Below are 24,118 nucleotides of genomic sequence, written 5' to 3'. Positions count from 1 at the left end.
TCAGGCGTGGCCTGCGCCCAACCTCCAGCGATCCTCCCCGGCAGGGTCTTTAGAACGGAGGCAAAGGGACTTCCGTCTCGGGTTCGAAAACCTTGGTCCGATCGTTCGGGCGTGGTTGCCGGGGAACATGCGTCCGTGACGGAAAGGCCTGACAATGACCCAAAACGGAAATCTCAAACGCAAGGTGCGCGCCCGCGCCGCACGAACCGGCGAATCCTATACTTCAGCCCTCAGCCACATCCGCAGGCCGAGAACAGATGAGCCCGCCGGAAAATCTCTGCGGCTGGCGGTGGCCCAGACCACTGTTTGCCTCAACCCGCGCGACGCGGATGCTTTCCGCGCCAATGGCGCCGAAATGCGCCTGCTGATGCGCCAGGCGAGCAAGGCCGGCGCCCGGCTGATCCACTTCCCGGAAGGCACGATCTGCTTTCCCAACAAGCGTCTCATTTCTGAAACCGGCCCCAGGGAGATCGGCGCCGACTGGAGCCACTATCGATGGGAGGTTCTGAGCGAGGAGCTGGAAAAAACGAGAAATTTGGCCGCCGAGCTGAAGCTGTGGACCATCTTCGGTGCACCCCACCGGCTGACCCCGCCGCACCGACCGCATAACAGCCTCTATGTCCTCTCCGACCGGGGCGAACTGGTGACGCGTTGTGACGAGCGCCTGCTCTCCCACACGAAGATTTCCTTCATGTATTCGCCGGGCAAAGTGCCCGTCACCTTCGAGGTGGACGGCATGCGTTTTGGGTGTGCCGCCGGGATGGAGTCGCACTATCCCGAAATCTTCATCGAATATGAGAGCCTCGATGTCGATTGCATGCTCTTCTCCACATCGGGAGAAACGCCATCGGCATCGCCGCCTTTCGCAGCCGAGGTGCTCGGCCACGCCGCAAGCAATACCTATTGGGTCAGCTACGCCGCACACGCGCCGCAAAGCGAGATCGCGCCCTCAGGCATCGCAGCCCCCAATGGCCGATGGGCAGCTCTCTGCCTTGGAGATGGCACGCCCGGCATCGCGATAGCGGAAATCGCCACCAATCCGGAAAACCCTGCCCGCCCCTGGCGGCGCACCGCCCGCGGCGATCTCTACCGGCCGCACCAGATCGTGGGAGATCCGAGAAGCGACAGCCGCGAGGCTTTCTGAAACGCCCCACCGCCGGGCAATCCGCCCATCGGTGTCCCCGGCGTGATGACAGAAACGGCCAATGCGATCAGGTCGACGCCGGCCTCGCGCGGCTTGATCGGCCATGCTTTTCGATTTCAACCGTTCGCACTCTATCCATGATGCCAAAAGAGGAATGGCATCATGGATGAGGCAACCCGCAACGAACTTGAAAAGCTCCATAGCAGGATCGGCGATTTGAAGGAGCGTGTCGTCTCTCTCGAAGCCCAGCAGCCGCATATCAATGCCGCCCTGCTGCGCATCGAAGGCAGCGTCGAGAAGCTGGCGAACCGCATCGGCAAGGCGCTCTGGGCGGTCGTCGCCATCCTGCTGACGCCGCTTGCCGGCCTGCTGATCAAGGCGATTGCCTCAGGCGTGCTCGCCCGCTTTCTCTAGCATCTGCTACCTTTGGATTGGTGTCAGACATCATCAACCGTGGGAGATATCAAGGACAACCCGAGGACGACGGATGAGAGGCCGACTATTTACGCTGGAGGCGACGGGTCGGTTATTTCAGGCTGGCACAGCGGTATTGCGAACTCGGACAGGACAGAGCGCGGGCCTAACAACATGCTTGAGAGAGACTTCCCTGCCGGTGCCAAAAAATGATAGCCACTCGTCTATTACCCGCTCCAAATAGATAGCTGGCATTTCGCTGATGTGCTCCAGCTTTTCAGTTTCCCCAAATGCGGCCTCGTCGTGTTGAGTGATGTAGTAATTCTCATCCACTGAAACGTGTGCGGGGCAGAGCCGGCGCGGATTCGTCAACTTCCCATAGTTATTAATGGTACGCTTAGCGAGGTCATGCCAAATCCGTTGCGCCTTACGGAGCATCTGTTCTTTAGATGCGTCAGAATTTTCGCCCGGCGTTTCGCGTTTACTCTCAATCAATTCCTCCACCAAGAGAGAAAAGCCGTAGAGATCGGAGGTTTGGTTGATGCACAGGACTGGGGCGAAATTGGAAGGATCGTACAGTGGGTCGTCCTCAATCAGAGCTTGCGGGTAGAAAGCCACCAAATCAAAATCATAATACTCAATCTTGCGCTCGCTAATGGGGCAGCGGGCCGAAATGCTCTGAGACAGGTGACCTAGTTTATTTTTAGAAGTAACGGTATTGGAGATAATCTCGTTCTTTAGAACATCAACTGCATCACCTACCGTTTTCAGTTTCGTGGCAGCCCCGTGATTTCTGTAAATGTAGAGACAAGAAGATACTGTGCCGACGGCTATGTCTTCCAAATATAGGCGGTTGGCCTCTTCAAAGTCTGACTTCGTTTCTACAACGGCGAGCAGATAACGGCCTTTAGCGTATTCGCGCCGGCCGAAAAGGCATCCCACCTGCTTCCTCATCCAACCGTCTACAAGCTCCACAAGCGCGCGGTCTTCTTCCGTTTTTACACCGTACAACTGCGTCATAGTGCTTTAACCCCCAACCTTGACAGCGTCCAAAGGGACTGCCAAAACATATGCATGCCGCATACATTGTCAACAAGGAGAAAAGCATGACCTATACGAATTGGAATTTAGTCGAGGAAATTGACCTTAGTGCTGGAGAGAAGGGAATAGTTGCCAAGAGCATTATTGCCGAAGGGACGCTGCTCGGAGTTTATGACGGCGAAATACAAGTATTTGACGTTGAAAACAATCAACTCATCAACAACAGGGAGCATAAATATATTGTACAAGTGGCATTGATCGAAAGCAAATTACTCGGGCTCGTCACTGAAACTAGATCGGGCGTTGACTACATAATTCATAGCTGCACGCCTAACGTAGTCCCCGTTGATCGCATAGTTTTGAAGGCCGCCCGAAGGATCGAAAAAGGGGAAACGCTGACCATGGATTACACGAAATGGGATTTTATTCCTGAAGGAATACGATGTTGGTGCGCTGATGCCAAATGCGTGCTGTGAAGGCGATGCCATGCAAGCAAATTCATCCCGCTCCCTCGTCACCTATCTGGTTTGCTTCGTCGGATTTACCGAAGCGATCATTTATGGCTTCTCGTTCCCCTATTACTCCCTTTTGCTTGAGCAAAGGGGCCTAAGCAGCACACTCATTGGCATGAACGCCATGCTAGGGTCATTGGGGGTTCTCGCTGTCGGTCCCTTAGTGCCTGGACTGATTGTGCGCCTTGGCTATGCGAAATTCTCAATCGTAGCGATGCTAACGGCAGGCGTGAGTTTTGCCGCCATTGCGGTTGTAAACGACACCTGGGCACTTTTCGTCTATAGAACCGTGCTCGGTACCGCTCTGGCGGGCCTATGGATTTCAACGGAAGCATGGCTGAATCATGTCGTCGATAACCGCTACCGTGGCCTTATGAATGGCATCTTTCAGATGGGCTATTCCTTCGGCTTTTTCCTTGGCCCATGTCTGATATATGTGACGGACATTTCAACGCTTTGGGGGCCGGCTGCCGCGGCGAGTATCGCCCTGGTGACGATGGCCGCATTGTCAGCATTCAGAGACAAGGGCAGCTCAGATTTTGAGGAAGAGGACAGCGTAAATTGGCAGGTCGCATGGCAGGCTCGTGGCTTGCTGCTTATCGCGGCATTGGTCGGTATAGCCGAAACCGCTCTTTACACGCTGTTGCCGGTCTTCGGCATCGGCATCGGACTCACTCATCAAGTAGCTGTTGCCATTCTGGTGACTTACACATTCGGCGAAGTGATACTGACAATGCCGCTAGGCTGGCTGGCCGATCGCCTTGACAGACGCAAGCTCCTTGCAGGTTGCGCCCTGGTCGCTTCAGTCTCCGTATTTGCAGTTTCCGCCGTCAATCCAATTCCAGTCGCTGGCTGGACAGGTGCATTCATAGCTGGTGGAACTGTAGTTGGCCTCTATAATCTCGCTTTGGTCGTTGTAGGCGAAACATATAAGGGCAAGAATTTGCCTCTCGTCAGCACGGCCTTTTCAATGGCGTATTCTTTGGGCTGCGCAGCCGGCGCCGCTGTTGGAGGCGCCGCAATGGATCTGTTCGGCCCACAGGGCCTCATCGTAAGCATTGGGCTCATTCTGATAGTGTTCTGTATCGGAGCATATTTCGGCCTTAGTGGACTTGGCCGACAGGCGGCGCCCACCAAAGCCATTGCTGAGACGCTTTAATTTGCAACAACTGGGCAGGCATCCTGCGGGCATGCCTGCTCGTCGCACAGGCGGCAAATGCGAACGGCGTCATCGTGGGTTTTTGCAAACCCACCGAGTAGCATCGCCAGCAGGTCTTCTAGCTCGGCCTTTTTTGAAGCCGGCAAGGTATCCGCGATACTGGCGATGATGTTTAGTCGAGTGCTCAGCAGAGAACTCATGAGCGCGGCGCCCTTCGTGGTCAGATTCAGTGATATGTTCCGCGCATCGCCGTCCTGGCGGTCTTTCACCAACAAGCCGCCTTCCAATAGCTTAGATACAATACGCACGGTGGCGGAATGGCTCAAACCCAATATACGGCTAAGGTTCGAGATTGTTAAATTCGGCATTTGGCCAATTTGTATAATTGCTGCGGGCGCTTCACCGCCAAGCGCAGTTACACCTGCAAAGGCTTTGTTTACCCGATCATCGACTGCAACCGACAGTGCTCCAATTAGATTTGGAAGCCGCATTTCCCCTTGGCACATCGTGTGACCCCTAATATTGTATTTATAATACATATAATATAGTGCCACTACTTCATCAATAAGGCACAAACTCGTCGGCAGAGATCAGGGACAAGCCCAAAGATGACGGATGAGAGGCCGGCGATCTGAGGTTCTTTGTGAGCCATGCCACTCACCCGGCGTCATGCTCGGGCTTGTCCCGAGGATCTGCCATGGGGAAAAGATTAGGCGCGAGGCCGAAGACAAGAGTGTCGAGAGCAATGCAGCAAATACACAGCTAACAACCTATTGAAAATAAACACTCTCCCGTGCTCCAAGAAAAACTGCAATCACCGCGAGTTCAGCCTGACAACCTTTCTCGAGCGATCCTGCGGCCATCCATCATCATCATCACGGGCAGCAGACATGACCCTCGTCCTCATCCGCATTCTCCTGCGTTACCTCGCGGCCGTCCTCGTCACCAGAGGACTGATCGCGCCCGATCTCGGTGAGATGATCTCGCGCGATCCCGATGTCGCCGTGGCCTTCCAGGTCGCCTTCGGCGCGCTCATCGCCGCCATTGCCGAAGGCTGGTATTATCTGGCGCATCGCTGCGGGTGGGCGAAATGAAGTGGCTGAGCGACCTGCTGCTCGGCGGCATCATCGAGAAATTCACCGGCCCGTTGCTTGCCGCCTACCAGGCGAGACTGGAGGCTGAGACCGATCAGCAGAAGCTTGCCGCCGCGGAAGTGATCAAAGGCATCGAGACCGCCCGCGACATCGCCGTTGCCGAGGCCGCCGACCGCTGGAGCGCCACCCGCCTCGGCCGTCTTCTCATCGTCGTGCCGTTCGGCTTCTGGTGGGCGGCGATCTATCTGGTGCAGATCCTCAATCCCTGGTTCGGCCTTTCTCTCGTCGTCATCGACGTGCCGCCCCGTATCCATGACATGGCGCTGGTGCTGATCCCGGCAATCGTCATCGGTGATGCCGGCGCGCTCCTCGCACGGCAGCTTAAGAGATAGTCAGGGCGCGCCCTCAACCATCTGCTGCGATCATCACGTCATCAAGGGAGCGCTGGGTTGGGGGCCGAATTCCTCCGGTGACCTTGCGAAACGCCTTCGGCCGGAGCCAGGCGCTCTCTTGATGCCAATTTCCCGGTGATCTTTACTGCCAGAAACGCCACCATGGACGCTTCACGGCCGGTGATTCTGATCCAGGCGTCGATGTGACATCCGCTATGGGTTCCCCATCGGGGCCATAGAACTCCCCGTCATCACCCTGAACTTTGGCGCCAAGGCGTTCAGCGATCGACCACATCTTGCGGCGAATTTCGGGATCAGGATTCTTCACGTCGATATTATCGCTCTCGCTCCAGGCGAGCCAGCAGACGTCATTTCCCCGCTCTCCACCGGAATAAGCCGTCCAGACACACAGGCCCTTCCGTTCGACGCGCAGAACGTCGCGTCCATTCAAGGCAGCTTCGGCAAAACCATCATGCCTCAGTTCAGGATCGCTCTCCACATAGCCAAACCAGTCCTCGAGCGAAAAGCCCGGGGTCGCGTCAAACCAATTCTCTTTGCGAGTGATATGAAGATCATATCCCATTTGCCTCGCCCTCCGCAGGAATCGCACATCCTGGGTGACCTTACGTTCGGCACATAAACAAAAGGTTGCATGTGACGGCCCGTTGCGGCCGACTACGCTCTCGATCGCGGAGATAGATTCGGGAAAAGTCAGGCATGACGGAAGAGACCTGCAACGAGATCACCCTTGTTTCCGCCGAGGAGCGACCCGACCTCATTCCCGCCTTTGATGAACTCGGCGCGGCCGTCTGGCCAAAATTCATCGGCGGCGATGAGATCGTCGTCAAATATTGGAATAGCCTGTTCTCGGAAAATCTGCGCCGCCATCAGTTTCTTGCCCTCGGCATCGACCGCCACGGAAACGAACAGGTTCTGGCGACGTCGAACAGTATTCCTTTCGTCTGGGGCACCCCCGACGACGATGCCTCCCTGCCCGATGCCGGATGGGATGCCGTTCTCGCCGACGGAGTGCACATCCTCACACAAGGCCGGAAACCCAATGCACTCTCCGCGCTTGCTATCGTCGTGTCGCCGGCCATGCGCGGCTCGCATCTCGCCGAACGCCTGATCGCGAACATGAAGGCCGACGCCGGACATCACGGCTTTCAGGCTCTCGTCGCACCCGTGCGCCCCACGAGGAAACAGGCCTATCCCCTGATACCTTTCGCAGACTACATGGCCTGGACGACGGCTGACGGCGCCCCTTTCGACCCCTGGGTGCGCAAGCATTGGCAGCTCGGCGCCCGCCTTGTGAAAATCGCACCGCGTTCGATGCGAGTTTCTGCGCCGCTATCGCAATGGACGGAATGGACTGGCCTGCGTTTTCCAGTCTCCGGGCCGTATCATGTGGAAGGCGGTTTGGCGCCGCTGATCGCCGATTGCGAGAACGGTATCGGGCTCTACGAGGAGCCGAATATCTGGATGCGCCATCGATTGCAGAATGCCGATCTATGATGGTTCAGGGAACTGACCGTCAGACATGTCTCCTAACATCTGTCAGGTATGTCTCCAGGCTTTACAGCTTCGCGCGGGGAGAAAAGCCCTTGCCGGCAACCGAACGCGCCACTCTGCCTACCCTGACAACGGCGCAATCGCCTTCTGCTCTCGCGACCTCCGCTTGGGCAGCTAGTTACTGTTACGTACTTTCATGCCGTGCACAAAGAGCCTAAACTTGCGACGACACTAAAATGCCATTCGAGGGGAATGCTGGCATGGGGCATCGAGACAAGACTGAAAGGCACCACAACCGCCACGGGACCGGTATCGGTACGGCCGCCACGATGGCGATTCTGAGCGCTCAAACCGCAGCGGCTGCGGATACTGGAACGGCAGCGCAGCCCTATCACGCCGCCCTTACCGATCATGTGCCCGTCTTCATCACCGCGCCCGGGCAAACCGACTATCTCTTCGTCACCGTCATCGTGCTGATGCTGTTGATGATCCTCGCGATCGGCAATTTCTACTTCCAGCTCCATGCCGTTCCTGAACGCATCGCGCACCGGGCAAACAAGGTGCAGCTGGAGATCGTCGCGGTGTTGGCGCTGATCTCCCTCTTCACGCACAATCATATCTACTGGATTATCGGCCTGCTGCTGGCAATGGTCCGTATTCCCGATTTTTCGACGCCGCTATATTCCATCGCACGGTCCATTGCGAGGCTCGCGAGCCGCAGTCCCGAGGCCGGCATCGCTCAGGGAACTCCCGTCCCTCCGGCCGAAGCGCTCCCCGTTGAGGAGCCTTCGGCTGCAGCCGCCCCGCGTCATGAGGCCAATCACGGGTCGACCGGCGCCCCCGTATCCGGCGCCCCCGTATCCGGCGCCCCAGTCTCCGGCGCACCGATCGCGCCTGCCCCGTCGCCTCAGCCGCAGCTCGTCCAGCCGGTCGTTAAAGCCAGCGCCCAGGAAAAAGGTATCTGACCATGCTGGAATTGATGCTCTGCTCGATGCTGACCATTTTCCCCGATTATCTCTTCCGCCGCTATGGGCAGGGAAAGCGCATCGGCCGCGAGATCACGCTCTACAGCGTGTGGTACGAGTTGCGCTGGGGCATCTCGGCCTGCCTGATCCTGACCATCTCGCTGATCACCATGATCTTCTATTTCCACCCCTCGACATCGAGCGTCACTGCCGTCTTCCGCACCGTCACCATCCTCCCCGAGAGCATCGGCCGCGTCGATGAGGTCTTCGTCGGCGTCAACCAGAAGGTCGAGGCCGGGGCGCCGCTCTTCCGGCTCGACGATTCCGCCCAGAAGGCCGCCCTCGACGTGGCGCGCAAGCAGATCGCCGAGGTCGAGGCACAGACCAAGGTGGCCGAAAGCGAGCTTGCCAGCGCCGATGGCCTGATCCGGCAGGCCGAAGGCGCCCTACAGGTTTCGATCGACGAACTGCAGATGAAGACCCAGCTCCTGAAGAACGATGCCGTCGCCCGCCGCGAAGTGGACCGGCTCACCAATACGGTCGAAAGCCAGCGCGGCATGGTCAGCGCCGCCTATGCCAGCAAGGAGACTTTGCAGACCAAGCTCAGCGTGCTCCTGCCGGCACAGAAGGCAAGCGCGGAGGCAGCGCTCGCGCAGGCCCAGGTGGAACTGGACAAGACCGTCGTCAGAGCCGGTATCTCCGGCACCGTCCAGCAGTTCACGCTGCGTCGGGGTGACGTGCTGAACTCCATGCTGCGCCCGGCCGGCATCCTGGTGCCGAGCGAGGCCGGCCGCGGCACGCTGGTCGCCGGCTTCGGCCAGATCGAGGCGCAGGTCATGAGACCGGGCATGGTGGCCGAAGCCACCTGCGTCGGCAAACCCTTCGCCATCATTCCGCTCGTCGTCACCGAAGTTCAGGACGTGATCGCCGCCGGCCAGCTGCGCCCGACCGACCAGCTCGTCGATATCACGCAACTGGCAAAACCGGGTACGTTGACCGTCTTCCTGCAACCCCTCTTCCCCGGCGGCCTGGACGACGTGCCCCCCGGCGGCAGCTGCATCGCCAATGCCTATACCAGCAACCACGATGCACTCGCCGACCCCAATATCGGCACCTTCAAATCGATCGGCCTGCATGTCATCGACACGGTCGGCCTGGTGCACGCGATGATCCTGCGCATGCAGGCGCTGTTCCTGCCGGTGCAGACGCTGGTGCTGACGGGACATTGAGGCAGGCGCCTAGAGCGCCGTGCGTCCATTCGGACGCACAAAGGACGCTCTAACTTTTTGAATCTACGCATCAGGCTTTCCGAAAATCGATTCCGATTTTCGGGCCGATGCTGTAGCTGGCCGTGGTCCGCCTGCTATTGGAGGGGCACGAACAGGCCGAGCTTGACGTCCCGCAGCACGACATTCGTATGCATGCGGCGGATCTGCGGGTTTTCCGCCATGATCAGGGCCGCGATATCGTCATAGTGCTCGACGTCGCGAGCGGTGATGATCGCGATCAGATCGACCGCACCCGTGACGTAATAGACCTGCTGTATGTGATCCTGCTTCTCCGCCCAGAGGCGGAACTTCGCGAGCGCGTCGTAATTGTCCCGCTCGATCTCCATCCCGACGATGAATACCATCGATGTCCCCGTCGCCTTCCGGTCGAGGACGGCCACCTCCGCCTTGATGATCCCCTCCTCGCGCAGGCGCTTCAACCGCCTCTGCACGGCCGAGACCGATAGGCCGACCCGTTCGGCGATCGTTTCGGCCTTCAGCTGGCAGTCGCGCTGGACGATATCGAGAATCTCACGGTCAAAACGATCCAGTTGTTCCATTGTCCAGTCCAGATTTTCGTCGCGGCGCTTTCAGCATTCTGCCGCATTTGCCGCATGAAGTAGATTATTTTGCATAAAATATGCAGAATGAATAAAAATTGCGCGAAAAAACCGCGTTATTTTATCATTATCCTTCGCAAATTCAGTTCAGCCGGAACCATGCATGCCAGATCGACCCTTTCCTGCTCTTCGCGTCGAAGATCTCCATAAAAGCTTCGGCTCGCAACAGGTTCTCAAGGGTATCTCGACCGAGGCCCGCAAGTCGGATGTGATCTCCATTATCGGCTCGTCAGGTTCTGGCAAGAGCACCTTCCTCAGATGCATCAATTTTTTGGAAACGCCTGATCGCGGCCGCATTGCCATGAACGGCGAGGAAGTCGCGATGAAAGCCGGCCCGGGCGGGCGGCTGCAGCCGCGCAGCTGGCGGCAGATCGAACGGCTACGCACCGGGCTCGGCATGGTCTTCCAGAGCTTCAATCTCTGGGCGCATCGGACGGTGCTGGAAAACGTCATCGAGGCGCCGGTGCATGTCATGGGCATTTCGCGGCGCGAGGCCATCGAAAAGGCGGAGGCGCTGCTCCACAAGGTCGGGCTCTTCGATAAACGCGACGCCTATCCCGCTTTCCTGTCCGGTGGCCAGCAGCAGCGCGCGGCCATTGCCAGGGCGCTGTGCATCGATCCCGCCGTCATGCTGTTTGACGAGCCGACGTCGGCGCTTGATCCGGAACTGGTCAGCGAGGTGCTCAAAGTGATCCGGGACCTCGCGGAAGAAGGCCGGACGATGCTGATGGTCACGCATGAAATGCGTTTCGCACGCGATGTCTCCAGCCGGGTTCTGTTCCTGCATCAGGGACGGATCGAGGAGGAAGGCCCGCCGGAGCAGATATTCGGGGCGCCGGTGAGTGCCCGCTGCCGGGAATTTACCGGTCTCAGCGCCCACTGACGCGCGAACTCTCATCGACAACACAAACCAGGAGAATCCTGCGAATGAAGCTGATCCCCACCTTTTTTGCCGGCGCGGCATTTGTACTTTCCGCCGTCGCCGCGCAGGCCGAAGTCCGCTTCGGCGTGATGAACGAATCCTATCCGCCTTTCTTCGCCAAGGATGCCTCCGGAGAATGGCATGGATGGGAGATCGATCTCATGAATGCCGTCTGCGCGGAGATGAAGGAGAAATGCTCGATCGTCGACATTTCCTGGGATGGTCTCATTCCGGCTCTGCAAAGCAAGAAGTTCGACGTGATCTGGTCGTCGATGTCGAACACCGCGGAACGCTCGAAGGTGATCGACTTCACCGACAAATATTACAACACGCCGAGCAACCTGATCGGCCCCAAGGACCAGAAACCAGGCGCCACTGCCGAGGACGTGAAGGGCAAGACCATCGGCATCCAGGTGTCGACGATCCAGTCGGAATATTACAAGAAGTATTTTGCCGGCGTCGCCGAGGAAAAGACCTACCAGACGCTCGACGAGGCTTTTCAGGATCTCGCCTCCGGCCGCATCGACTACGTCTTCGGCGATTCGCTTGCGCTCGATGCTTTCCTGAAAAGCGATGCCGGCAAGGATTGCTGCGCCAACATGGGCGACGTCGCCGACGACAAGGAGATCCTCGGGGCTGGCACTTCGGGCGGCCTGCGCAAGGAAGATACCGAACTGAAAGCCAAGCTGAACAAGGCGATCGCCGCGGTTCGCGCCAGCGGCCAGTATGACGCGATCACCAAGAAATACTTCGACTTCGACATCTACGGCGCAAAGTAATAGTCCTGATGGCGACCGCGCAACAAGGCATTCTCGACCTGCTGTCTCCCTATCCTCCGGGATGGGGCGGCGTTCTCCTGGCAGGCGCGGTCTCCACGGTCGCCATCTCGGCCTGCGCTTTCGCGATCGGCCTGCTGCTCGGTACGGGCGGCGCGCTTGGAAAGCTTTCGGGCAACCGCGTTCTCCGCCTGCTGCTCGATGTCTACACCACGCTCATTCGCGCCGTCCCTGAGCTGATCCTGATCGTCGGGCTCTATTATGCCGGCACCGACGGTCTCAACCGGCTCCTGGCCGCGTTCGACCTGCCGCCGGTCAACGTGAACGGTTTCATCGCGGCCGTCGCGGTGCTGGGCTTCGTGCAGGGGGCCTATATGACGGAGGTGCTGCGCGGCGCGATCCTCGCCATTCCCGTTGGCCAGATCGAGGCTGCCAAGGCCTTCGGCATGGGGCCGGCGCTGAGATTTCGCCGCGTCCTGCTGCCGGCGCTTCTGCCGAACGCCCTGCCCGGTCTTGCCAATCTGTGGATGTCGGTCACCAAGGACAGTGCGCTGGTTGCGGTCGTCGGCTATCAGGAACTGGCGCTCGCCACCCGCCTTGCGGGGGCAAGCACCAAACACTACTTCGTCTTTTTCCTCGCCTCGGCTCTTCTCTACCTCGCCATCACGCTCGTTTCCAACGTCCTTTTCAAACTGATCGAAGGGCGGATGCGGCGGGGCCAGCCGCGCCTTGCCTGAAGAGAACGCCCGATGAATTTCACCTGGATTTCTTCCTATTGGCCGCTGCTTCTGACGGGCGCCTGGCAGACGGTCTGCCTGCTGGTGATATCGGTGGTGTTCGGCTTCGTCATCGCCATCGGCCTGGCCTTCGCGCAGGTCAGCGGCGGCAGACTGACACGGCTGCTCGCTCGCGGCTATTGCACCTTCTTCCGCGGCACGCCGCTGCTGATCCAGCTGTGGCTTCTCTACTACGGCGTGGGTTCGCTGCTCCCCATGATCCCCGGCATCCGCCAGAGCCTGTTCTGGCCGATCCTGCGCGAAGGCTTCTTCTTCGCCGCGGTCAGTTTCACGCTGAACTATGCCGCCTATGAGGCAGAGGTATTGCGCGGCGCGCTGCTTGCCGTTCCCAAGGGGGAGCTCGAAGCCGGCCGGGCCTTCGGCCTGTCGCCCTGGAAGCTGACCCGCCGCATCTGGCTGCCGCGCGCCGTTCGCATCGCCCTGCCGACCATTGCGGGCGAGATCGTCATGCAGCTCAAGGCGACGCCGCTCGCATTTACGGTGACGGTGATGGATCTCTACGCCGTCGCCAACAAGGTCCGGCAGGACACGCTGCTCGTCTATGAACCGCTGCTGGTCGTCACCCTCTTCTATCTCGCCTTGACCGCTGTGGTCGCCCGCGTCTTTCGAGGTCTCGAAGCGCAGGTGCCGGTCCGTCGCTAGACCCAAGAGCCGGCCATGAACTCGCTGACGCACGAACCATCTGCACCCCGCCCACTTTCTTATGAAAAACCCGACGCCGGTCACGGCGCGACAGACCGAATGGAGACCTCTTCGTGAGCATGACCCGAATTCTCGATGGCGGCATGAGCCGCGAGCTGCAGCGGCTCGGCGCCGAGCTGAAACAACCGGAATGGTCGGCATTGGCGCTGATGAATTCGCCTGACATCGTGCGTGAGGTCCACCGGGAATTCATCGCCGCCGGCTCCGAGGTGATCACGACAAACAGCTATGCGCTCGTGCCCTTTCACATCGGCGAGGACCGGTTTCGGAAGGAAGGGCCGGCGCTGATCCGTCTCGCGGGCCGCCTGGCGCGCGAGGCGGCCGATGCCGTTAGGGATCGGAAGGTACTGGTCGCCGGGTCGCTGCCGCCGATCTTCGGCTCATACGAGCCGCAGAACTTTCAGCCTTCGCGGGTGCAGGACTATCTCGAAGTGCTTGTCGAAAACCTCGGCCCCTTTGTCGATATATGGCTCGGCGAAACGCTGAGCCTGATTGCCGAGGCAGAGGCCGTCCGCAAGTCGGTGGCGACATCAGGCAAGCCGTTCTGGATATCCTTCACGATAGCGGACGACGAAGCAGCCATGAAGGGCGCAGAACCAAAACTCCGCTCCAACGAGAGGGTCGAGGACGCCGCATCCTGGGCGGCATCCTCGGGTGCTGGAGCGCTCCTGTTCAATTGCAGCAAGCCTGAGGTCATGCAGGCCGCCGTAGAGACGGCAGCGCGCGTACTCCGGAAGATGGACGCTCCCCTCGAAATCGGCGTCTATGCCAATGCCTTCGAAGGGGAACAGGGTCAGGCAGCCGCCAATGAAGGGCTGCACGACACCCGCAGCGATCTGAATGACGATGCCTATTCGCGCTATGCCTGCTCCTGGGCCGAAGCGGGCGCGACCATCATCGGCGGCTGCTGCGGCATCGGCGCTGCCCATATTCATCGCTTGAGGACGACGTTTTCGGATTGAAGCACCCGCCGGCGATACTCCTGTTCCTGAGCAAAGAGCGCGGCTGCATCGCCAACGCCTATATCAATAGCTACGATGTCCTCGCCGCAACTGGCGTGCAGCTTTGCCATGCCGCGTACCAGCACTATGATGAGACGCTTCCATAGAACAGGTCGCGCCCGAGAGACCTCAATGCACCCAGCAGACGACGATTTTTCCCGCGCGCTCGCCCTCATCCCCGAAGGCTATAGCGAAGGTGCCTTCGAGAACCGCCGCTGGGGCGCCACCGTGAAGCGCTCGCCCGGTGGCAAGCGCATCTGGCTCTATGCCGAATATCTCGCCGGCAGCGATATCGTCAGCTTCAACCTCTATCTGCTGGAGGCGAGTGGCAGCACGCTGAAACCCTGCGAAATGTCCTCCGCGAAGGTCATCGCCTTCGTGCTCGGCTACCGGCCCGATGAGCCTCAACCGATGCTGCCGGCAAAACGCTCGGCCAGCCGCTGACGCTGAAAACCTTCGATGACGAAATCGATGAATACCCGCGTTTTCAGGGGCAGCAGCCTCTTGTTGGCGTAATAGATCGAGATCGGCCCGATATCGACATACCAGGAGGGCACGAGCCTGATCAGCTCGCCGCTGTCGAGATAGGCAAGCGCATCCGGCTTCGAGATCAGCGTGACGCCGAGCCCGAGAAGGGCGGCACCACGCATGGCGGCGGGATCGTTGACGACGATCTTTGGCGCGAGATCGATACGCTGCTCCTCTCCCGCAGCGTTACGCATCTGTCGCTGCGGAATGCGTCCGGTATTGATCGATTTCATGACGATGCCGTCGAGCCCCGCAAGACCGGCCGGATCGACCGGCGGCACGCGGCCCTGCATATAGGCAGGTGACGCCACCGCCACGAGATGGGCCGGCGCCAGCGGCCGCGCCACCACGCCCGAGGCAAGCTCGAAGCCGCCGCCGATTGCCGCATCGTAACCTTCGCCGATCAGATCCACCTGCCGATACTCGAACATCCATTCCGGTTGCACCAGCGGGTAACGGTTCATGAAGTCGGGCAGCATGGGCAGCATATAGTTGATGCCGAAGGCCGGGCTGACGCTGACCTTCAGGACGCCGGCCGGCTCCGCCTGCTCGTTGGAGATCTCGGCAATCGCCCCCTGCAGCCCCTCGAGATGATCGCGCATGGCGATGAGAAAGCGCTCGCCCGCCTCCGTCAGCGTCAGGCGGCGCGTGCTGCGGTGAAAGAGCCGCAGTTTCAGATTGGTTTCGAGCGCTGCCACATTGCGGCTGACCGCCGCCGGCGTCAAGCCGAGGCGACGCGCGGCGCCCGAAAAGCTGCCGAACTCGGCGCTGCGCACGAAGGATTCCAGGTTAGCCAAGCTTTCCATCAATCAGAACCTTCAAGAGATGCTTGAAACTGATACCATCCATTCCGGTCTAATCAAAGGGGAATGACGGCGCGATATTGGCTCCAGCAAAACCAACACGACATGCAGAAAGGAAGCTTGTCATGTCCATCGGTATCATCGGCGCCGGCAATATCGGCTCGGCCTTCGCCCGCGCTATCGCCCGTAACGGTATCGCCGCCACCATCGCCAACAGCCGCGGCCCCGAAACGCTCGGCGAACTGACCACAGAACTCGCACCGCACATCACAGCCGGGACGATCGAGCAGGCCGCTAGCGCCGATATCGTCCTCATCGCCGTGCCCTGGTCGAAGCTGCCGGCAGCCCTGTCCGGCCTGCCGCATTGGGCCGGCCGCATCGTCATCGATGCCAATAACCCGATCGAGGCGCCCCTCTTCAAGCCGGCCGAACTCGGCGGACGCCTGTCAAGCGAAATCGTCGCCGGCCTCGTGCCTGGCGCCCGCCTCGTCAAGGCCTTCAATCACCTCTTCGCCAATCTCGTCTCCGCCGACCCGCACGCCGAAGGCGGCAGCCGCGTGCTCTTCTATTCCGGAGACGATGCGCAGGCGAAGGCGGAAGTCGCCGACATCATCACGCGCCTCGGCTTTGCCGGCGTCGACCTCGGCCCACTCAAGATCGGCGCCAGCCTGACGCAATTCCCCGGCGGCCCGCTGCCGGCCCTCAACCTCGTCAAGTTCGGCTGAAAGAGAAGCATCATGTCACCTCTCGAAACCGCAAAAACCTTCTTCGCCCACTGGAGCGCCAACCGCATCGAAGAGGCGCTCGCCATGCTCTCGGAAGACGTGCTCTACGACAACGTGCCCCTGCCCGATATCGTGGGCCGCGAAAACGTCGGCAAATTCCACGCCGATTTCGGCATCGGCACCGCCTTCGAGGTGGACTGGCAAGTCACGGAAATCGCCGCGTCGGGCAATGTCGTGCTGAACGAGCGCATCGATATCTTCACCCACGAAAGCGGCGGCACGATCACCCTGCCGGTCATGGGCACGCTGACGGTGGAAAACGGCAGAATCACCGTCTGGCGCGACTATTTCGATTTGGGGAGTTTCGAACGGCAGCTGGCGGCAATCGGCCGGTAGCTGCGGCGACCCTCACGCGATAGGGGTTGTAGACGGCGTACAGCGTCTCGCACTCGTAGCAGCCACCGTTCGCACGAAGACGGTCGAAGCCCTCCCGGATGGGCTTCGACCGGTTCTACGCTCCGAACTCGCTGTAGCCGCCGGCAATCGCCTCTTCGGCGAGCCTCAGCAGCGGTTCATAGTCCTCATCGGACAGCACTTCGAAGCGGACAAGCCCCAGCGTGTCCCGCACTGTCGCGAGCGAAGGCTCTGCAATGGCGGCGGCAAGTGCCTGCCGCAGCAGCGTCACCTGCTCGTCCGAAGCATCTCCCGCCGTGATGAAGGGCAGTCCCGGGCCGGAAACGGTCTCGGCAAGGACGCGCACGCCGGCAAGCCGCTGCGGATCGAAACGCTGGATATTCCCGAAGGTGATGCAGTCGATCGCCGCGCAATCCGCCCTTCCCTGCGAGACCGCATCGATGCTCGCCCCATGGCTGCCGGTCTCGATGACGCCGGCGAAGAACCGGCCATTTTCGGCAAGCGGCGCCACGGATGCCCGAAAGAGATTGCTGCCGGAATTGCTGTCCGGACTGTTGATGGCGGCAATGCTGCCGCGCAGATCCGCCGGCGAGCCGGCTGCGTTCGTTCTGCTGACAATGATGAAGCTGCGCATGAACGGCCCGTCGCAGCCGGGATGGGAATAGACCGGCGTTGCCACGAGACGCACCCTGCCCCGCAAGGTCTTCACATAGGGATAGCCGCACGTCTGCGAGAGGAGGAGATTGGGCTGGAGCCAGGCTTCGTCGTGAGCGATATCGGTATCGAGAGCTTCGGGCAAACCAGCAAGCCCTGCCGCTGCCAGTTCCCCGCGAAGAAACGCCCAGAGCTCGGCAGTGGCAGCCGCAAGCGCCGGCGGCGTGACATACATCGCCATGCTGGCGAGAGACACCCCGTTTTCCGCCTCAGTCGCGGCCTGCGGGAAACCCGCTTGCGCCGCACTCACTGCTGCTGAAGCGCCAGCCGCACGCCGAGCGCCATATAGATCGAACCGATGACCTTGCCCTGCCAACGGCCGATCGTCCGGTTCCGGCTGAGCCAGCCGCGCACCGAGCCGGCGCCGAAGGCGAGAGCGGAGGTCACGCAGGCACTGAGCACCACGAAGATGATGCCGAGCAGCGCGAATTGCCCGATCACCGATCCGCTTTCGGGATGGATGAACTGCGGCAGGAAGGCGAGGAAGAACAGCGCCGTTTTCGGGTTGAGGATCTCAGTGAATATACCCTGCCGGAAAGCCTTGCCGGGGCTGATCTCCGGGGCGGCTGTCACCTCGATATTGCCGGATTTTTCGATGAAGGCCCGGTATCCGAGATAGATGAGATAGGCGACGCCGATATATTTGACCACTTCGAAGGCGAGCGCCGAAGTGGCAAGCAAAGCCGAAAGGCCGAAGGTCGCCATGGTGGAATGGATGAGGTCGCCGACCGCAATGCCAAGCCCCGTTGCCATGCCGGCCCGCCTGCCGCCGCTGACCGATCGGGCGAGAACCAGGAGTGTCGCCGGCCCAGGGATCACCATCAGCCCGAGCACGACAAGAACATAAGTCGTCAAAACGGCAATGCTCATCTTCGATTTCCATTGCTTGAAATATCCGTCTTCAGATTAACGGCTTCGTCCGCCGGCGCAACTCCTGTGCCGCGAGAAACGCCTTGCGCAAAACACGGAACGAGCGCAGGATTCGGCGACTGGCAGCCAGGTCGCCGCCGGTTCAGGGCGTTCGTCCTCGCCCCAACGAAGGAGGAGGAAATGTCTTCCGACTTTTATTCGCCGAGCCTGTCTCGCAATCTCATCCGCACCGGCGCATTCGCCTACCGCGAGAATATCGTACTGGGCATTCTCGATCGTGCCGAAGATGCTGCTGCCGGACTGGAGGACGGGCATTTCGAAGCCACCGGAAGCTTCGCGGCCTTCCCCGATTTCAGTCACGGGCCGAATGTGCCGCACGCCGGCTCCCCGGAACAGCCCGAGGGCCAGTCGCGTCCTTCCACATTGGCAGCCTCTCTGGATGAGCGTTCTGGCCTCGGACCCCGGCCCCTCTGACGCCGCAACGACCGCGCAGGTCAGTTGGCAGCAGCCGCAATACCGAATCTACCCGCGTCACCACATCAGGAGGAAACCATGGCGAAGGGCCAAATCCGCAGCAACCGCGAAATCCGCAAACCCAAGAAAGACCGCTCCGCCCCGCCGGCACCTGCCGCGCCCGGTATGCAGGTCAAGATGGCAAGCAGCGGCGATAAGAAGAAATAGTGCCGAACCTCGTGCCGGCGCGACGGCCTTTCGGCCGTTGCGCGGGTGCCAGAAGCGCGAACGACATCCCTCGCCGCCTCGTCCTGAAACCGCCGGCCCAGGACGCCACTCGCGGTTGCCTGCTGCCCGCATTTCAGACGACGTCTCCACGCCTTCCTTCGGCAAGGTGGGCAAGCGCTGCTAGAACATCAGGAAAATCGGCCGAAATCATCGGGCCGATTTCGGCCGCGCCATCGCCCCGCGCAACGACCGCGTAGGTAATGCGCGTTCGCATCGAGCTCAGACGCTTGATCCGATGAGCGACCGTGACGACGAGATCGCCAATGCTGGTTTCATCCACGAAGCACTCGTTTTCATGGACTTCGATCAGTGTCGAGCGAAAGGCCGCCTCGCCAGGCGGTTTCATCACGAAGGTGGTCCCTTGGGCAAAGGGACCTTCGAGGACAATAGTTTCAATGCCGGCGTTCCAGCGCGTCCATCCAGACACGTCGCGGAACAATGCCCAGATTTCCTCGGGAGCGGCATCGGATTCGATGCTGTATTCTGTCTGCCAGGCCGGTAGCGCGCCCATCCTCTTCTCCTTGTTCAGAACGTCACGTAAGCAAATACGAAGTCCGTGTCCAGAAAGCCCAACGATCAACCGAGCTACACCATTTCCTGGCACATCATCCGCGACCCGATGTGGCTCGCCGTGGTGTCATAGTGCACATATGGAGCGCAAAGAAAGCCGCCGGCGCCGCGCCCCGTGCCCAAGACTGGTCCCAGACCTGTCCGAAGGGATTCAGCCCCGCTTGAGGGCCTCGATATCACCGCTTTCCAGCGCCGGCAGATTGGCCTCGATCTTGTCGATCGGCCAGTCCCACCAGGCGAGTTCGAGGATCTCGCTGATGACCTCGACGGGATAGCGCATCCGAATGATGCCGGCCGGATTTCCTCCGACGACCGCATAGGGCGGCACGTCGCGGGTAACGACGGAAGCGGCAGCGACGATCGCCCCGGCGCCGATCCTGACACCGGGCATGATGACGGCATCATGCCCGATCCAGACATCGTTCTCGACCACCGTATCCTTCACCGGCAGATCCTTGTAACCGAATGTTTCCGGCTTGAAGATGCGGAACGGATAGGTGGTGATGCCGCCCATCGGATGATTGGCCGAACTGGTGATGAAATAGCTGCCGCGGGCGATCTGAACGAACTTGCCGATGATGAGCCTCTCCCGGCAACCCGGCCCAAGATAGGGTGCCAGGATCTCGGCCGTCTCCTCCAGCTTTCCGTAATGCGTGAAATAGCTGTAATCGCCGATTTCCATCCGCGGATGATCGATGACATTCTTCAGATACACCGTCGCCTTGGAAACTCGACCATCGGGATAGGTGATAGGAAAGGCGAGATTTGCATCGAGAAGCGGCATGAAGAGATCCTTGCGCGGATATGTGAGCGCGTGCCGGCGATGTGGCGACACGGTTTCGATCGTCACCGGATGAAAATCTACCTGCCGGCGAGCCACAGCGACATGGCCCGCCGAAGGGAATCCACAACAGAATTCCCGGATCGAGCAAGGCCCCGACCCATGCGCCGACATGGGCAAAACCTGAAAATCGATACTGCCGCCTGAAAACGGCAAGGTGTCAGTCTCGCACGAGGCCGTCGATATCAGCCGCAAGCTTCGTGATATCTGCTGAATAGAAGCCGGCAGAGTTGATGCAATTCGTCTCCAGGAGTTTCAGCCCCTCCTCCGTGCGGCAGATATCGATCACATAGGCCTGCGAGTAGCCGGGATTGATGTCCACCATGCGTTGCCCGAAGGCCAGCGCATCCGCACCGATCTCGCGGCGGTGGATGACACGCGACCCGTCTTTGTAGAGCGAATAGGTGACCACCCGCCCTCGCACAACCCAGAGCCGCCATTCGCGCAGAATACGAACGGGTTTGGTGAGCATCAGCAGCGTATCGTGGCGCAGTGATCCCTGCGGAATTTCATCTTCGTCGAGGACCAGCACGCGTTTGGCCATGCGGATGATCTCGCCCACTGTCTTCACATTGCCGGGCTCTTCCTTGCTGTCGTCGACGGGCCGCAGGAACCATTCGCTGCCGTCATCGGCAAGGCGCGCGGGTACATCCCGCAAGGTCATGAACAGAGCATCGGCGCCGTTCAGCAGATAAGGATGCCACACCTCTTCCTGCACGAAAGGCCGCAGCTTGAACATGCCCGGCCGGTAGCCCTTGGCCTCGGCATATCGCCACAGCGAATAGGAACCGAACATGACAACGGCGTCAGGATCGACAACGACAGGTTCGGGGATCAGCTCGCCCACGAAAGGCACGACCTTGTGCCATGTGTAGGAGATGCCGAGCCGGTCGAGCGCTTCGGCCAGCTTTCTGGTATCGTCGAACTCCTGGAGAAGCCACTGCATCAATTGCAACCCTTCATTGATCTCTCTTTTCCCGGCAACAGCCCTGCAAATAAAGGCCGCCCTATGGACAGAGCGCCGCCGACGCCTATCTGCTGCATCTGTAAATGCAACTGGAGGGTAAGCTATGTCAGAACTTGTAGTGCTTGGTTTCGATACTGTCGATAAGGCCGATACCGTGCTCAACCGGCTCGTCCAGCTTGAGAAGGAATATCTCGTCGATCTCGAGGATGCCGTCGTCGCCGTGCGTGATGCTTCCGGCAAGGTACGCCTCAAGCAGAGCATGAACCTCATGGCTACGGGCGCTGCAAGCGGCGGCGTCTCCGGCGCGATCTGGGGCACCCTCGTCGGTCTGCTCTTCCTCAATCCGCTGGCCGGCATGGTTCTCGGCGGCGCCTTCGGTGCCGGCTCCGGCGCGCTCGCCGGCTCGATGACCGATTACGGCATCGATGACAACCTCATCAAGAAGCTGGCAGACACCATCCCCGTCAACAGCTCCGCCCTTTTCCTGCTGATCCGCAAGGTACAGCCGGAAAAGGTCCTGGCCGAATTCCACGGCCAGAACGCCACCATCCTGCGCACGTCGCTCTCGCCCGAGCAGGAGGAGAAACTGCGCACGGCGCTGGCGACGCAAGCCGCAGCCGCGGCGCCTGCGGCGTGAGCTACGGACGAAATGCCGGGCGCAAAGCTTGCGTCCGGCACACTCGCATCAGAACGGGCATAAGTGGAGGCTGGATTCCTGTGACAAGCACAGGAATGACGGAGTCGGAGGAAGCCGGCTCGACAAGCGAGGTCGCGCAGTCCTCGATGATCAGCAGGTCCCCTCGGCTGCCCACTTCGCCACCGTAGTCGCTACGGTATCAGCACCAAGACCGGCGCCGCCGTCGCCAGCATCGCCTCCTCGATCTTCCCTGCCGGCAAAACCACCCTCGCCTCGCCCGTCTTGCGGGCTCGGTCGAGCCTGGCGAGTATCTGTTTGCCGCCCCGCAGGCCGCAGATGGAAAGCGCGCCGATTGCACTTGGCTCGATGCCGTCGCTTGGCGCAAAGAACAGCACGGCGTCGTCCCAGATCGATAGCGGGCCGGAAGAAGCGCGCAGTTGGGCGGCGATGACGGCGCGGTGGCGGCTGGCGCCGATTGCGAGCGGCGCTCTGTCGAGGATCGCCTGCGGCAGGGGCTGCGGCTCAGGAAGTGCGCGGAGTTCGCCATCCTCGCCGATCATGGCCGAGAGCAGGATTTCCGGACCCAGGCTCTCGCTATCCCCAGGCGTGCGAGCACGCCCGGCAATACCGGCGTGATGCATGACCTCGGTGACGGATGTGCCGAGGAAGGCTGCGATTTCCACTGCCTCCTCCATCGTCATGCGGCGCTTGCCGGAAAAGGTGCGGGAGATGGCCGAGGCATCCTTGCCAAGATGGCGGGCGAGCGCGCGCAGCGACTGGCCCCTGCCCTCCAGCTGGCCATGAAACCATTCGCTGTCGATCTCGGCCATCAGCTTCCCCATGCGCATATGCAGCGTTGCTGATTTGTTGCAAAAAACGCAACACCACACAAGCAACCGTTCCGCGCTTTTTACCGTCAACCTTTCACATGGTTGATCTGCTGTGGTTGCACCGTCAACTGCCGAAAAGCCCTGAATACGAGCTTTTCCGCAGCCAAATAAGAAGATAGGTATTTTTTCCTATTTCGGATTGACGATGCGATTTCGACAACATAATCTCAACCCTAACAACAAGGGACGCAAGGCGGGAGGCAGAGATCAACATGGCAAAGGCGAAAATGCCCCCGCAGAAGATCGCCCCCTCCGACTCGACGCCGGAGGAAGCGGATGCGTAAGGAGCCGCTTTCCATGCTGGCGCAATCGGAGCTGATCGATACGCTCATCGGACGCTGCGTCATGCGCGGCGGCGAAGCCGCCGGCGAAACGCTGCTGGTGATCGACCACGAGGCTGTCGACGACCTCGTGCACATCGCCAACCGGCTGCGCCGCCTTGCCCTTTTCGAAAACCGTATCCGGGCAATGGTGATGGCCCCGCTGTAAGGCTCGGCCACGCCCGGAACCGACATTCCCGAAACCTACGAAATCAGGCGGCCGCCCGATCGGACGGCGCGCGTCTATAAATATGTGAGGACCGATATGCAGACGATCACGACCCGCCCGACCCCATCGGCAGCGCCCGCCCCGCTCACCATCGCCAAGCCCCTGCTTTGCCCCTGCTGCAAGCAGCCGGTCACCGCCCCGCAGCCGGAGATCGTCATCGATCACTATAAGCTGACGCCGATGGAAGGCCGCATCTTCAATGCTGTCTGGAAGGGCAAGGGCCTGCCCGTCGTCACCGAGCGCATCTTCACCGCCATGTTTATCGACGATCCCGATGGCGGCCCCTCGCCGGACAAGATGTACCTCGCCTTCAAGGTGGCGCTTTGCCACCTGCGCCAGAAGCTCGAAGGCTCCGGCATCGGCATTGCCAATGTCGGCTATCGCCGCGGCTACCGGCTGGTGTTGGAAGGCAAGTTTCCGGGTACTGCTGGCTAAGTGATTTCGGTCTGCAATTCCTAGCGCAAAGCCGCGCCCAGTTTGCTGTGCTGGATGCGTAATAACCATGGCCGCCGCCCGCAGCGCGCCGGCCATGGTGCGATCCTGACAACAC

General features: G+C 60.3%; 33 protein-coding genes. 22 read left to right on the top strand and 11 right to left on the bottom strand.

Going from position 1 to position 24,118, the window contains the following annotated elements; all coding sequences use genetic code 11:
• The first annotated feature begins 154 nt into the window (after positions 1–154).
• Positions 155–1,144 carry a carbon-nitrogen hydrolase family protein gene (locus FHX15_RS08390; protein ID WP_184395465.1) on the top strand — a complete coding sequence of 330 codons (990 nt, stop codon included), beginning with the start codon at positions 155–157 and terminating at the stop codon, positions 1,142–1,144.
• Positions 1,145–1,306: 162 nt separating this feature from the next.
• Entirely contained in the window at positions 1,307–1,558 is a 252-nt protein-coding gene (locus FHX15_RS08385) for a hypothetical protein (RefSeq protein ID WP_184395463.1), read from the top strand.
• Positions 1,559–1,675: 117 nt separating this feature from the next.
• Here the strand turns inward: FHX15_RS08385 and FHX15_RS08380 are convergent, their stop codons facing one another.
• Positions 1,676–2,578, bottom strand: coding sequence for a hypothetical protein (locus FHX15_RS08380; protein ID WP_184395461.1), 903 nt, complete (start codon positions 2,576–2,578; stop codon positions 1,676–1,678).
• Between the two features lie 86 nt (positions 2,579–2,664).
• Between FHX15_RS08380 and FHX15_RS08375 the strand changes: the two genes are divergently transcribed.
• Entirely contained in the window at positions 2,665–3,075 is a 411-nt protein-coding gene (locus FHX15_RS08375) for an SET domain-containing protein-lysine N-methyltransferase (RefSeq protein WP_184395459.1), read from the top strand.
• A 10-nt stretch (positions 3,076–3,085) separates the two neighbouring features.
• Complete coding sequence (locus tag FHX15_RS08370; RefSeq protein ID WP_184395457.1) at positions 3,086–4,270, top strand: MFS transporter; 1,185 nt, start codon at positions 3,086–3,088, stop codon at positions 4,268–4,270.
• On the opposite strand, the gene FHX15_RS08365 is transcribed toward FHX15_RS08370, so the two are convergent.
• Entirely contained in the window at positions 4,267–4,776 is a 510-nt protein-coding gene (locus FHX15_RS08365; protein ID WP_184395455.1) for a MarR family winged helix-turn-helix transcriptional regulator, read from the bottom strand. The two genes, FHX15_RS08370 and FHX15_RS08365, sit on opposite strands and share 4 nt — an antisense overlap.
• Before the next feature lie 384 nt (positions 4,777–5,160).
• On the opposite strand from FHX15_RS08365, the gene FHX15_RS08360 reads away from it, so the two are divergent.
• Both FHX15_RS08360 and FHX15_RS08355 read left to right on the top strand, forming a co-directional pair.
• Complete coding sequence (locus FHX15_RS08360) at positions 5,161–5,364, top strand: hypothetical protein (protein WP_184395453.1); 204 nt, start codon at positions 5,161–5,163, stop codon at positions 5,362–5,364.
• Positions 5,361–5,756: a hypothetical protein gene (locus FHX15_RS08355; protein WP_184395451.1), complete on the top strand. Its 396-nt coding sequence runs from the start codon at positions 5,361–5,363 to the stop codon at positions 5,754–5,756. Before FHX15_RS08360 ends, FHX15_RS08355 begins: the two co-directional genes overlap by 4 nt.
• 142 nt (positions 5,757–5,898) lie before the next feature.
• Here FHX15_RS08355 and FHX15_RS08350 read toward each other — a convergent pair whose 3' ends face one another.
• Positions 5,899–6,339, bottom strand: a complete 441-nt coding sequence (locus FHX15_RS08350; RefSeq protein ID WP_184395450.1) for a hypothetical protein — start codon at positions 6,337–6,339, stop codon at positions 5,899–5,901.
• A gap of 134 nt (positions 6,340–6,473) precedes the next feature.
• Here FHX15_RS08350 and FHX15_RS08345 point away from each other — a divergent pair, with 134 nt between their 5' ends.
• The 3 genes from FHX15_RS08345 to FHX15_RS08335 all read left to right on the top strand — a co-directional run bounded on the left by FHX15_RS08345 (position 6,474) and on the right by FHX15_RS08335 (position 9,462).
• Positions 6,474–7,271, top strand: coding sequence for a hypothetical protein (locus FHX15_RS08345; protein WP_184395448.1), 798 nt, complete (start codon positions 6,474–6,476; stop codon positions 7,269–7,271).
• A gap of 257 nt (positions 7,272–7,528) precedes the next feature.
• A complete protein-coding gene (locus tag FHX15_RS31715) occupies positions 7,529–8,233 on the top strand; it encodes a hypothetical protein (RefSeq protein ID WP_409527001.1) in 705 nt (234 codons plus the stop codon).
• Positions 8,234–8,235: 2 nt separating this feature from the next.
• Positions 8,236–9,462, top strand: coding sequence for an HlyD family secretion protein (locus tag FHX15_RS08335; protein ID WP_184395446.1), 1,227 nt, complete (start codon positions 8,236–8,238; stop codon positions 9,460–9,462).
• A 134-nt stretch (positions 9,463–9,596) separates the two neighbouring features.
• On the opposite strand, the gene FHX15_RS08330 is transcribed toward FHX15_RS08335, so the two are convergent.
• On the bottom strand, positions 9,597–10,061 hold the full coding sequence (locus FHX15_RS08330) for an Lrp/AsnC family transcriptional regulator (protein ID WP_184395443.1): 465 nt from the start codon (positions 10,059–10,061) through the stop codon (positions 9,597–9,599).
• 163 nt (positions 10,062–10,224) lie between these two features.
• Between FHX15_RS08330 and FHX15_RS08325 the strand changes: the two genes are divergently transcribed.
• The 6 genes from FHX15_RS08325 (at position 10,225) to FHX15_RS08300 (ending at position 14,763) form a co-directional block, all read left to right on the top strand.
• Positions 10,225–11,004, top strand: a complete 780-nt coding sequence (locus tag FHX15_RS08325; protein WP_184395441.1) for an ABC transporter ATP-binding protein — start codon at positions 10,225–10,227, stop codon at positions 11,002–11,004.
• A 44-nt stretch (positions 11,005–11,048) separates the two neighbouring features.
• The gene (locus FHX15_RS08320) at positions 11,049–11,822 is read left to right on the top strand and encodes a transporter substrate-binding domain-containing protein (protein ID WP_184395439.1); all 774 of its coding nucleotides are present in this window, start codon (positions 11,049–11,051) and stop codon (positions 11,820–11,822) included.
• Between the two features lie 8 nt (positions 11,823–11,830).
• The gene (locus FHX15_RS08315) at positions 11,831–12,556 is read left to right on the top strand and encodes an ABC transporter permease (protein ID WP_184395437.1); all 726 of its coding nucleotides are present in this window, start codon (positions 11,831–11,833) and stop codon (positions 12,554–12,556) included.
• Positions 12,557–12,568: 12 nt separating this feature from the next.
• Positions 12,569–13,258, top strand: coding sequence for an ABC transporter permease (locus FHX15_RS08310; RefSeq protein WP_184395435.1), 690 nt, complete (start codon positions 12,569–12,571; stop codon positions 13,256–13,258).
• Between the two features lie 113 nt (positions 13,259–13,371).
• The gene (locus FHX15_RS08305; protein ID WP_184395433.1) at positions 13,372–14,280 is read left to right on the top strand and encodes a homocysteine S-methyltransferase family protein; all 909 of its coding nucleotides are present in this window, start codon (positions 13,372–13,374) and stop codon (positions 14,278–14,280) included.
• Positions 14,281–14,451: 171 nt separating this feature from the next.
• On the top strand, positions 14,452–14,763 hold the full coding sequence (locus FHX15_RS08300) for a hypothetical protein (RefSeq protein ID WP_184395431.1): 312 nt from the start codon (positions 14,452–14,454) through the stop codon (positions 14,761–14,763).
• On the opposite strand, the gene FHX15_RS08295 is transcribed toward FHX15_RS08300, so the two are convergent.
• Positions 14,724–15,653, bottom strand: coding sequence for a LysR family transcriptional regulator (locus FHX15_RS08295; protein ID WP_184395429.1), 930 nt, complete (start codon positions 15,651–15,653; stop codon positions 14,724–14,726). The genes FHX15_RS08300 and FHX15_RS08295 overlap by 40 nt on opposite strands.
• A gap of 122 nt (positions 15,654–15,775) precedes the next feature.
• Between FHX15_RS08295 and FHX15_RS08290 the strand changes: the two genes are divergently transcribed.
• The gene (locus tag FHX15_RS08290; protein ID WP_184395427.1) at positions 15,776–16,375 is read left to right on the top strand and encodes an NAD(P)-binding domain-containing protein; all 600 of its coding nucleotides are present in this window, start codon (positions 15,776–15,778) and stop codon (positions 16,373–16,375) included.
• A 12-nt stretch (positions 16,376–16,387) separates the two neighbouring features.
• Positions 16,388–16,771, top strand: a complete 384-nt coding sequence (locus tag FHX15_RS08285; RefSeq protein ID WP_184395425.1) for a limonene-1,2-epoxide hydrolase family protein — start codon at positions 16,388–16,390, stop codon at positions 16,769–16,771.
• Positions 16,772–16,886: 115 nt separating this feature from the next.
• Here the strand turns inward: FHX15_RS08285 and FHX15_RS08280 are convergent, their stop codons facing one another.
• Positions 16,887–17,699, bottom strand: coding sequence for a phosphate/phosphite/phosphonate ABC transporter substrate-binding protein (locus FHX15_RS08280; protein ID WP_184395423.1), 813 nt, complete (start codon positions 17,697–17,699; stop codon positions 16,887–16,889).
• A 50-nt stretch (positions 17,700–17,749) separates the two neighbouring features.
• Positions 17,750–18,373: a LysE family translocator gene (locus FHX15_RS08275; protein WP_184395421.1), complete on the bottom strand. Its 624-nt coding sequence runs from the start codon at positions 18,371–18,373 to the stop codon at positions 17,750–17,752.
• 180 nt (positions 18,374–18,553) lie between these two features.
• On the opposite strand from FHX15_RS08275, the gene FHX15_RS08270 reads away from it, so the two are divergent.
• Both FHX15_RS08270 and FHX15_RS31430 read left to right on the top strand, forming a co-directional pair.
• Positions 18,554–18,847: a hypothetical protein gene (locus FHX15_RS08270; protein ID WP_184395419.1), complete on the top strand. Its 294-nt coding sequence runs from the start codon at positions 18,554–18,556 to the stop codon at positions 18,845–18,847.
• Positions 18,848–18,925: 78 nt separating this feature from the next.
• Positions 18,926–19,054: a hypothetical protein gene (locus FHX15_RS31430; protein WP_281413806.1), complete on the top strand. Its 129-nt coding sequence runs from the start codon at positions 18,926–18,928 to the stop codon at positions 19,052–19,054.
• A 133-nt stretch (positions 19,055–19,187) separates the two neighbouring features.
• Here FHX15_RS31430 and FHX15_RS08265 read toward each other — a convergent pair whose 3' ends face one another.
• The 3 genes from FHX15_RS08265 to FHX15_RS08255 all read right to left on the bottom strand — a co-directional run bounded on the left by FHX15_RS08265 (position 19,188) and on the right by FHX15_RS08255 (position 21,471).
• Positions 19,188–19,625, bottom strand: coding sequence for an SRPBCC family protein (locus FHX15_RS08265; protein ID WP_184395417.1), 438 nt, complete (start codon positions 19,623–19,625; stop codon positions 19,188–19,190).
• A 210-nt stretch (positions 19,626–19,835) separates the two neighbouring features.
• Entirely contained in the window at positions 19,836–20,468 is a 633-nt protein-coding gene (locus FHX15_RS08260; RefSeq protein WP_184397078.1) for a CatB-related O-acetyltransferase, read from the bottom strand.
• A gap of 217 nt (positions 20,469–20,685) precedes the next feature.
• Positions 20,686–21,471, bottom strand: coding sequence for an ATP-grasp domain-containing protein (locus FHX15_RS08255; protein WP_184395416.1), 786 nt, complete (start codon positions 21,469–21,471; stop codon positions 20,686–20,688).
• A 124-nt stretch (positions 21,472–21,595) separates the two neighbouring features.
• Between FHX15_RS08255 and FHX15_RS08250 the strand changes: the two genes are divergently transcribed.
• Positions 21,596–22,129 (top strand): DUF1269 domain-containing protein, encoded by a 534-nt coding sequence (locus FHX15_RS08250; protein WP_184395414.1) that lies wholly within the window; start codon positions 21,596–21,598, stop codon positions 22,127–22,129.
• A 191-nt stretch (positions 22,130–22,320) separates the two neighbouring features.
• Here the strand turns inward: FHX15_RS08250 and FHX15_RS08245 are convergent, their stop codons facing one another.
• Complete coding sequence (locus tag FHX15_RS08245) at positions 22,321–22,959, bottom strand: transcriptional regulator (RefSeq protein ID WP_184395411.1); 639 nt, start codon at positions 22,957–22,959, stop codon at positions 22,321–22,323.
• 336 nt (positions 22,960–23,295) lie between these two features.
• Between FHX15_RS08245 and FHX15_RS08240 the strand changes: the two genes are divergently transcribed.
• Both FHX15_RS08240 and FHX15_RS08235 read left to right on the top strand, forming a co-directional pair.
• Positions 23,296–23,508: a hypothetical protein gene (locus FHX15_RS08240; RefSeq protein WP_184395410.1), complete on the top strand. Its 213-nt coding sequence runs from the start codon at positions 23,296–23,298 to the stop codon at positions 23,506–23,508.
• Positions 23,509–23,604: 96 nt separating this feature from the next.
• Entirely contained in the window at positions 23,605–24,003 is a 399-nt protein-coding gene (locus FHX15_RS08235; protein WP_184395407.1) for a hypothetical protein, read from the top strand.
• The last annotated feature ends 115 nt before the right edge of the window (positions 24,004–24,118 follow it).

Source organism: Rhizobium sp. BK650 (assembly GCF_014195325.1).
Taxonomy (GTDB): domain Bacteria; phylum Pseudomonadota; class Alphaproteobacteria; order Rhizobiales; family Rhizobiaceae; genus Rhizobium.
This window is presented reverse-complemented; position numbering and strand designations above follow the sequence as displayed.

Coding starts and splice junctions, on each gene's coding strand:
- FHX15_RS08235 (WP_184395407.1), top strand. CDS start 23,605: ATGCAGACGATCACGACCCGCCCGACCCCATCGGCAGCGCCCGCCCCG.
- FHX15_RS08300 (WP_184395431.1), top strand. CDS start 14,452: ATGCACCCAGCAGACGACGATTTTTCCCGCGCGCTCGCCCTCATCCCC.
- FHX15_RS08390 (WP_184395465.1), top strand. CDS start 155: ATGACCCAAAACGGAAATCTCAAACGCAAGGTGCGCGCCCGCGCCGCA.
- FHX15_RS08365 (WP_184395455.1), bottom strand. CDS start 4,776: ATGTGCCAAGGGGAAATGCGGCTTCCAAATCTAATTGGAGCACTGTCG.
- FHX15_RS08335 (WP_184395446.1), top strand. CDS start 8,236: ATGCTGGAATTGATGCTCTGCTCGATGCTGACCATTTTCCCCGATTAT.
- FHX15_RS08350 (WP_184395450.1), bottom strand. CDS start 6,339: ATGGGATATGATCTTCATATCACTCGCAAAGAGAATTGGTTTGACGCG.
- FHX15_RS08255 (WP_184395416.1), bottom strand. CDS start 21,471: ATGCAGTGGCTTCTCCAGGAGTTCGACGATACCAGAAAGCTGGCCGAA.
- FHX15_RS08370 (WP_184395457.1), top strand. CDS start 3,086: ATGCAAGCAAATTCATCCCGCTCCCTCGTCACCTATCTGGTTTGCTTC.
- FHX15_RS08320 (WP_184395439.1), top strand. CDS start 11,049: ATGAAGCTGATCCCCACCTTTTTTGCCGGCGCGGCATTTGTACTTTCC.
- FHX15_RS08245 (WP_184395411.1), bottom strand. CDS start 22,959: ATGGCCGAGATCGACAGCGAATGGTTTCATGGCCAGCTGGAGGGCAGG.
- FHX15_RS08270 (WP_184395419.1), top strand. CDS start 18,554: ATGTCTTCCGACTTTTATTCGCCGAGCCTGTCTCGCAATCTCATCCGC.
- FHX15_RS08330 (WP_184395443.1), bottom strand. CDS start 10,061: ATGGAACAACTGGATCGTTTTGACCGTGAGATTCTCGATATCGTCCAG.
- FHX15_RS08310 (WP_184395435.1), top strand. CDS start 12,569: ATGAATTTCACCTGGATTTCTTCCTATTGGCCGCTGCTTCTGACGGGC.
- FHX15_RS08375 (WP_184395459.1), top strand. CDS start 2,665: ATGACCTATACGAATTGGAATTTAGTCGAGGAAATTGACCTTAGTGCT.
- FHX15_RS31430 (WP_281413806.1), top strand. CDS start 18,926: ATGGCGAAGGGCCAAATCCGCAGCAACCGCGAAATCCGCAAACCCAAG.
- FHX15_RS08360 (WP_184395453.1), top strand. CDS start 5,161: ATGACCCTCGTCCTCATCCGCATTCTCCTGCGTTACCTCGCGGCCGTC.
- FHX15_RS08355 (WP_184395451.1), top strand. CDS start 5,361: ATGAAGTGGCTGAGCGACCTGCTGCTCGGCGGCATCATCGAGAAATTC.
- FHX15_RS08240 (WP_184395410.1), top strand. CDS start 23,296: ATGCGTAAGGAGCCGCTTTCCATGCTGGCGCAATCGGAGCTGATCGAT.
- FHX15_RS31715 (WP_409527001.1), top strand. CDS start 7,529: ATGGGGCATCGAGACAAGACTGAAAGGCACCACAACCGCCACGGGACC.
- FHX15_RS08265 (WP_184395417.1), bottom strand. CDS start 19,625: ATGGGCGCGCTACCGGCCTGGCAGACAGAATACAGCATCGAATCCGAT.
- FHX15_RS08315 (WP_184395437.1), top strand. CDS start 11,831: ATGGCGACCGCGCAACAAGGCATTCTCGACCTGCTGTCTCCCTATCCT.
- FHX15_RS08250 (WP_184395414.1), top strand. CDS start 21,596: ATGTCAGAACTTGTAGTGCTTGGTTTCGATACTGTCGATAAGGCCGAT.
- FHX15_RS08285 (WP_184395425.1), top strand. CDS start 16,388: ATGTCACCTCTCGAAACCGCAAAAACCTTCTTCGCCCACTGGAGCGCC.
- FHX15_RS08345 (WP_184395448.1), top strand. CDS start 6,474: ATGACGGAAGAGACCTGCAACGAGATCACCCTTGTTTCCGCCGAGGAG.
- FHX15_RS08385 (WP_184395463.1), top strand. CDS start 1,307: ATGGATGAGGCAACCCGCAACGAACTTGAAAAGCTCCATAGCAGGATC.
- FHX15_RS08295 (WP_184395429.1), bottom strand. CDS start 15,653: ATGGAAAGCTTGGCTAACCTGGAATCCTTCGTGCGCAGCGCCGAGTTC.
- FHX15_RS08325 (WP_184395441.1), top strand. CDS start 10,225: ATGCCAGATCGACCCTTTCCTGCTCTTCGCGTCGAAGATCTCCATAAA.
- FHX15_RS08380 (WP_184395461.1), bottom strand. CDS start 2,578: ATGACGCAGTTGTACGGTGTAAAAACGGAAGAAGACCGCGCGCTTGTG.
- FHX15_RS08290 (WP_184395427.1), top strand. CDS start 15,776: ATGTCCATCGGTATCATCGGCGCCGGCAATATCGGCTCGGCCTTCGCC.
- FHX15_RS08275 (WP_184395421.1), bottom strand. CDS start 18,373: ATGAGCATTGCCGTTTTGACGACTTATGTTCTTGTCGTGCTCGGGCTG.
- FHX15_RS08260 (WP_184397078.1), bottom strand. CDS start 20,468: ATGCCGCTTCTCGATGCAAATCTCGCCTTTCCTATCACCTATCCCGAT.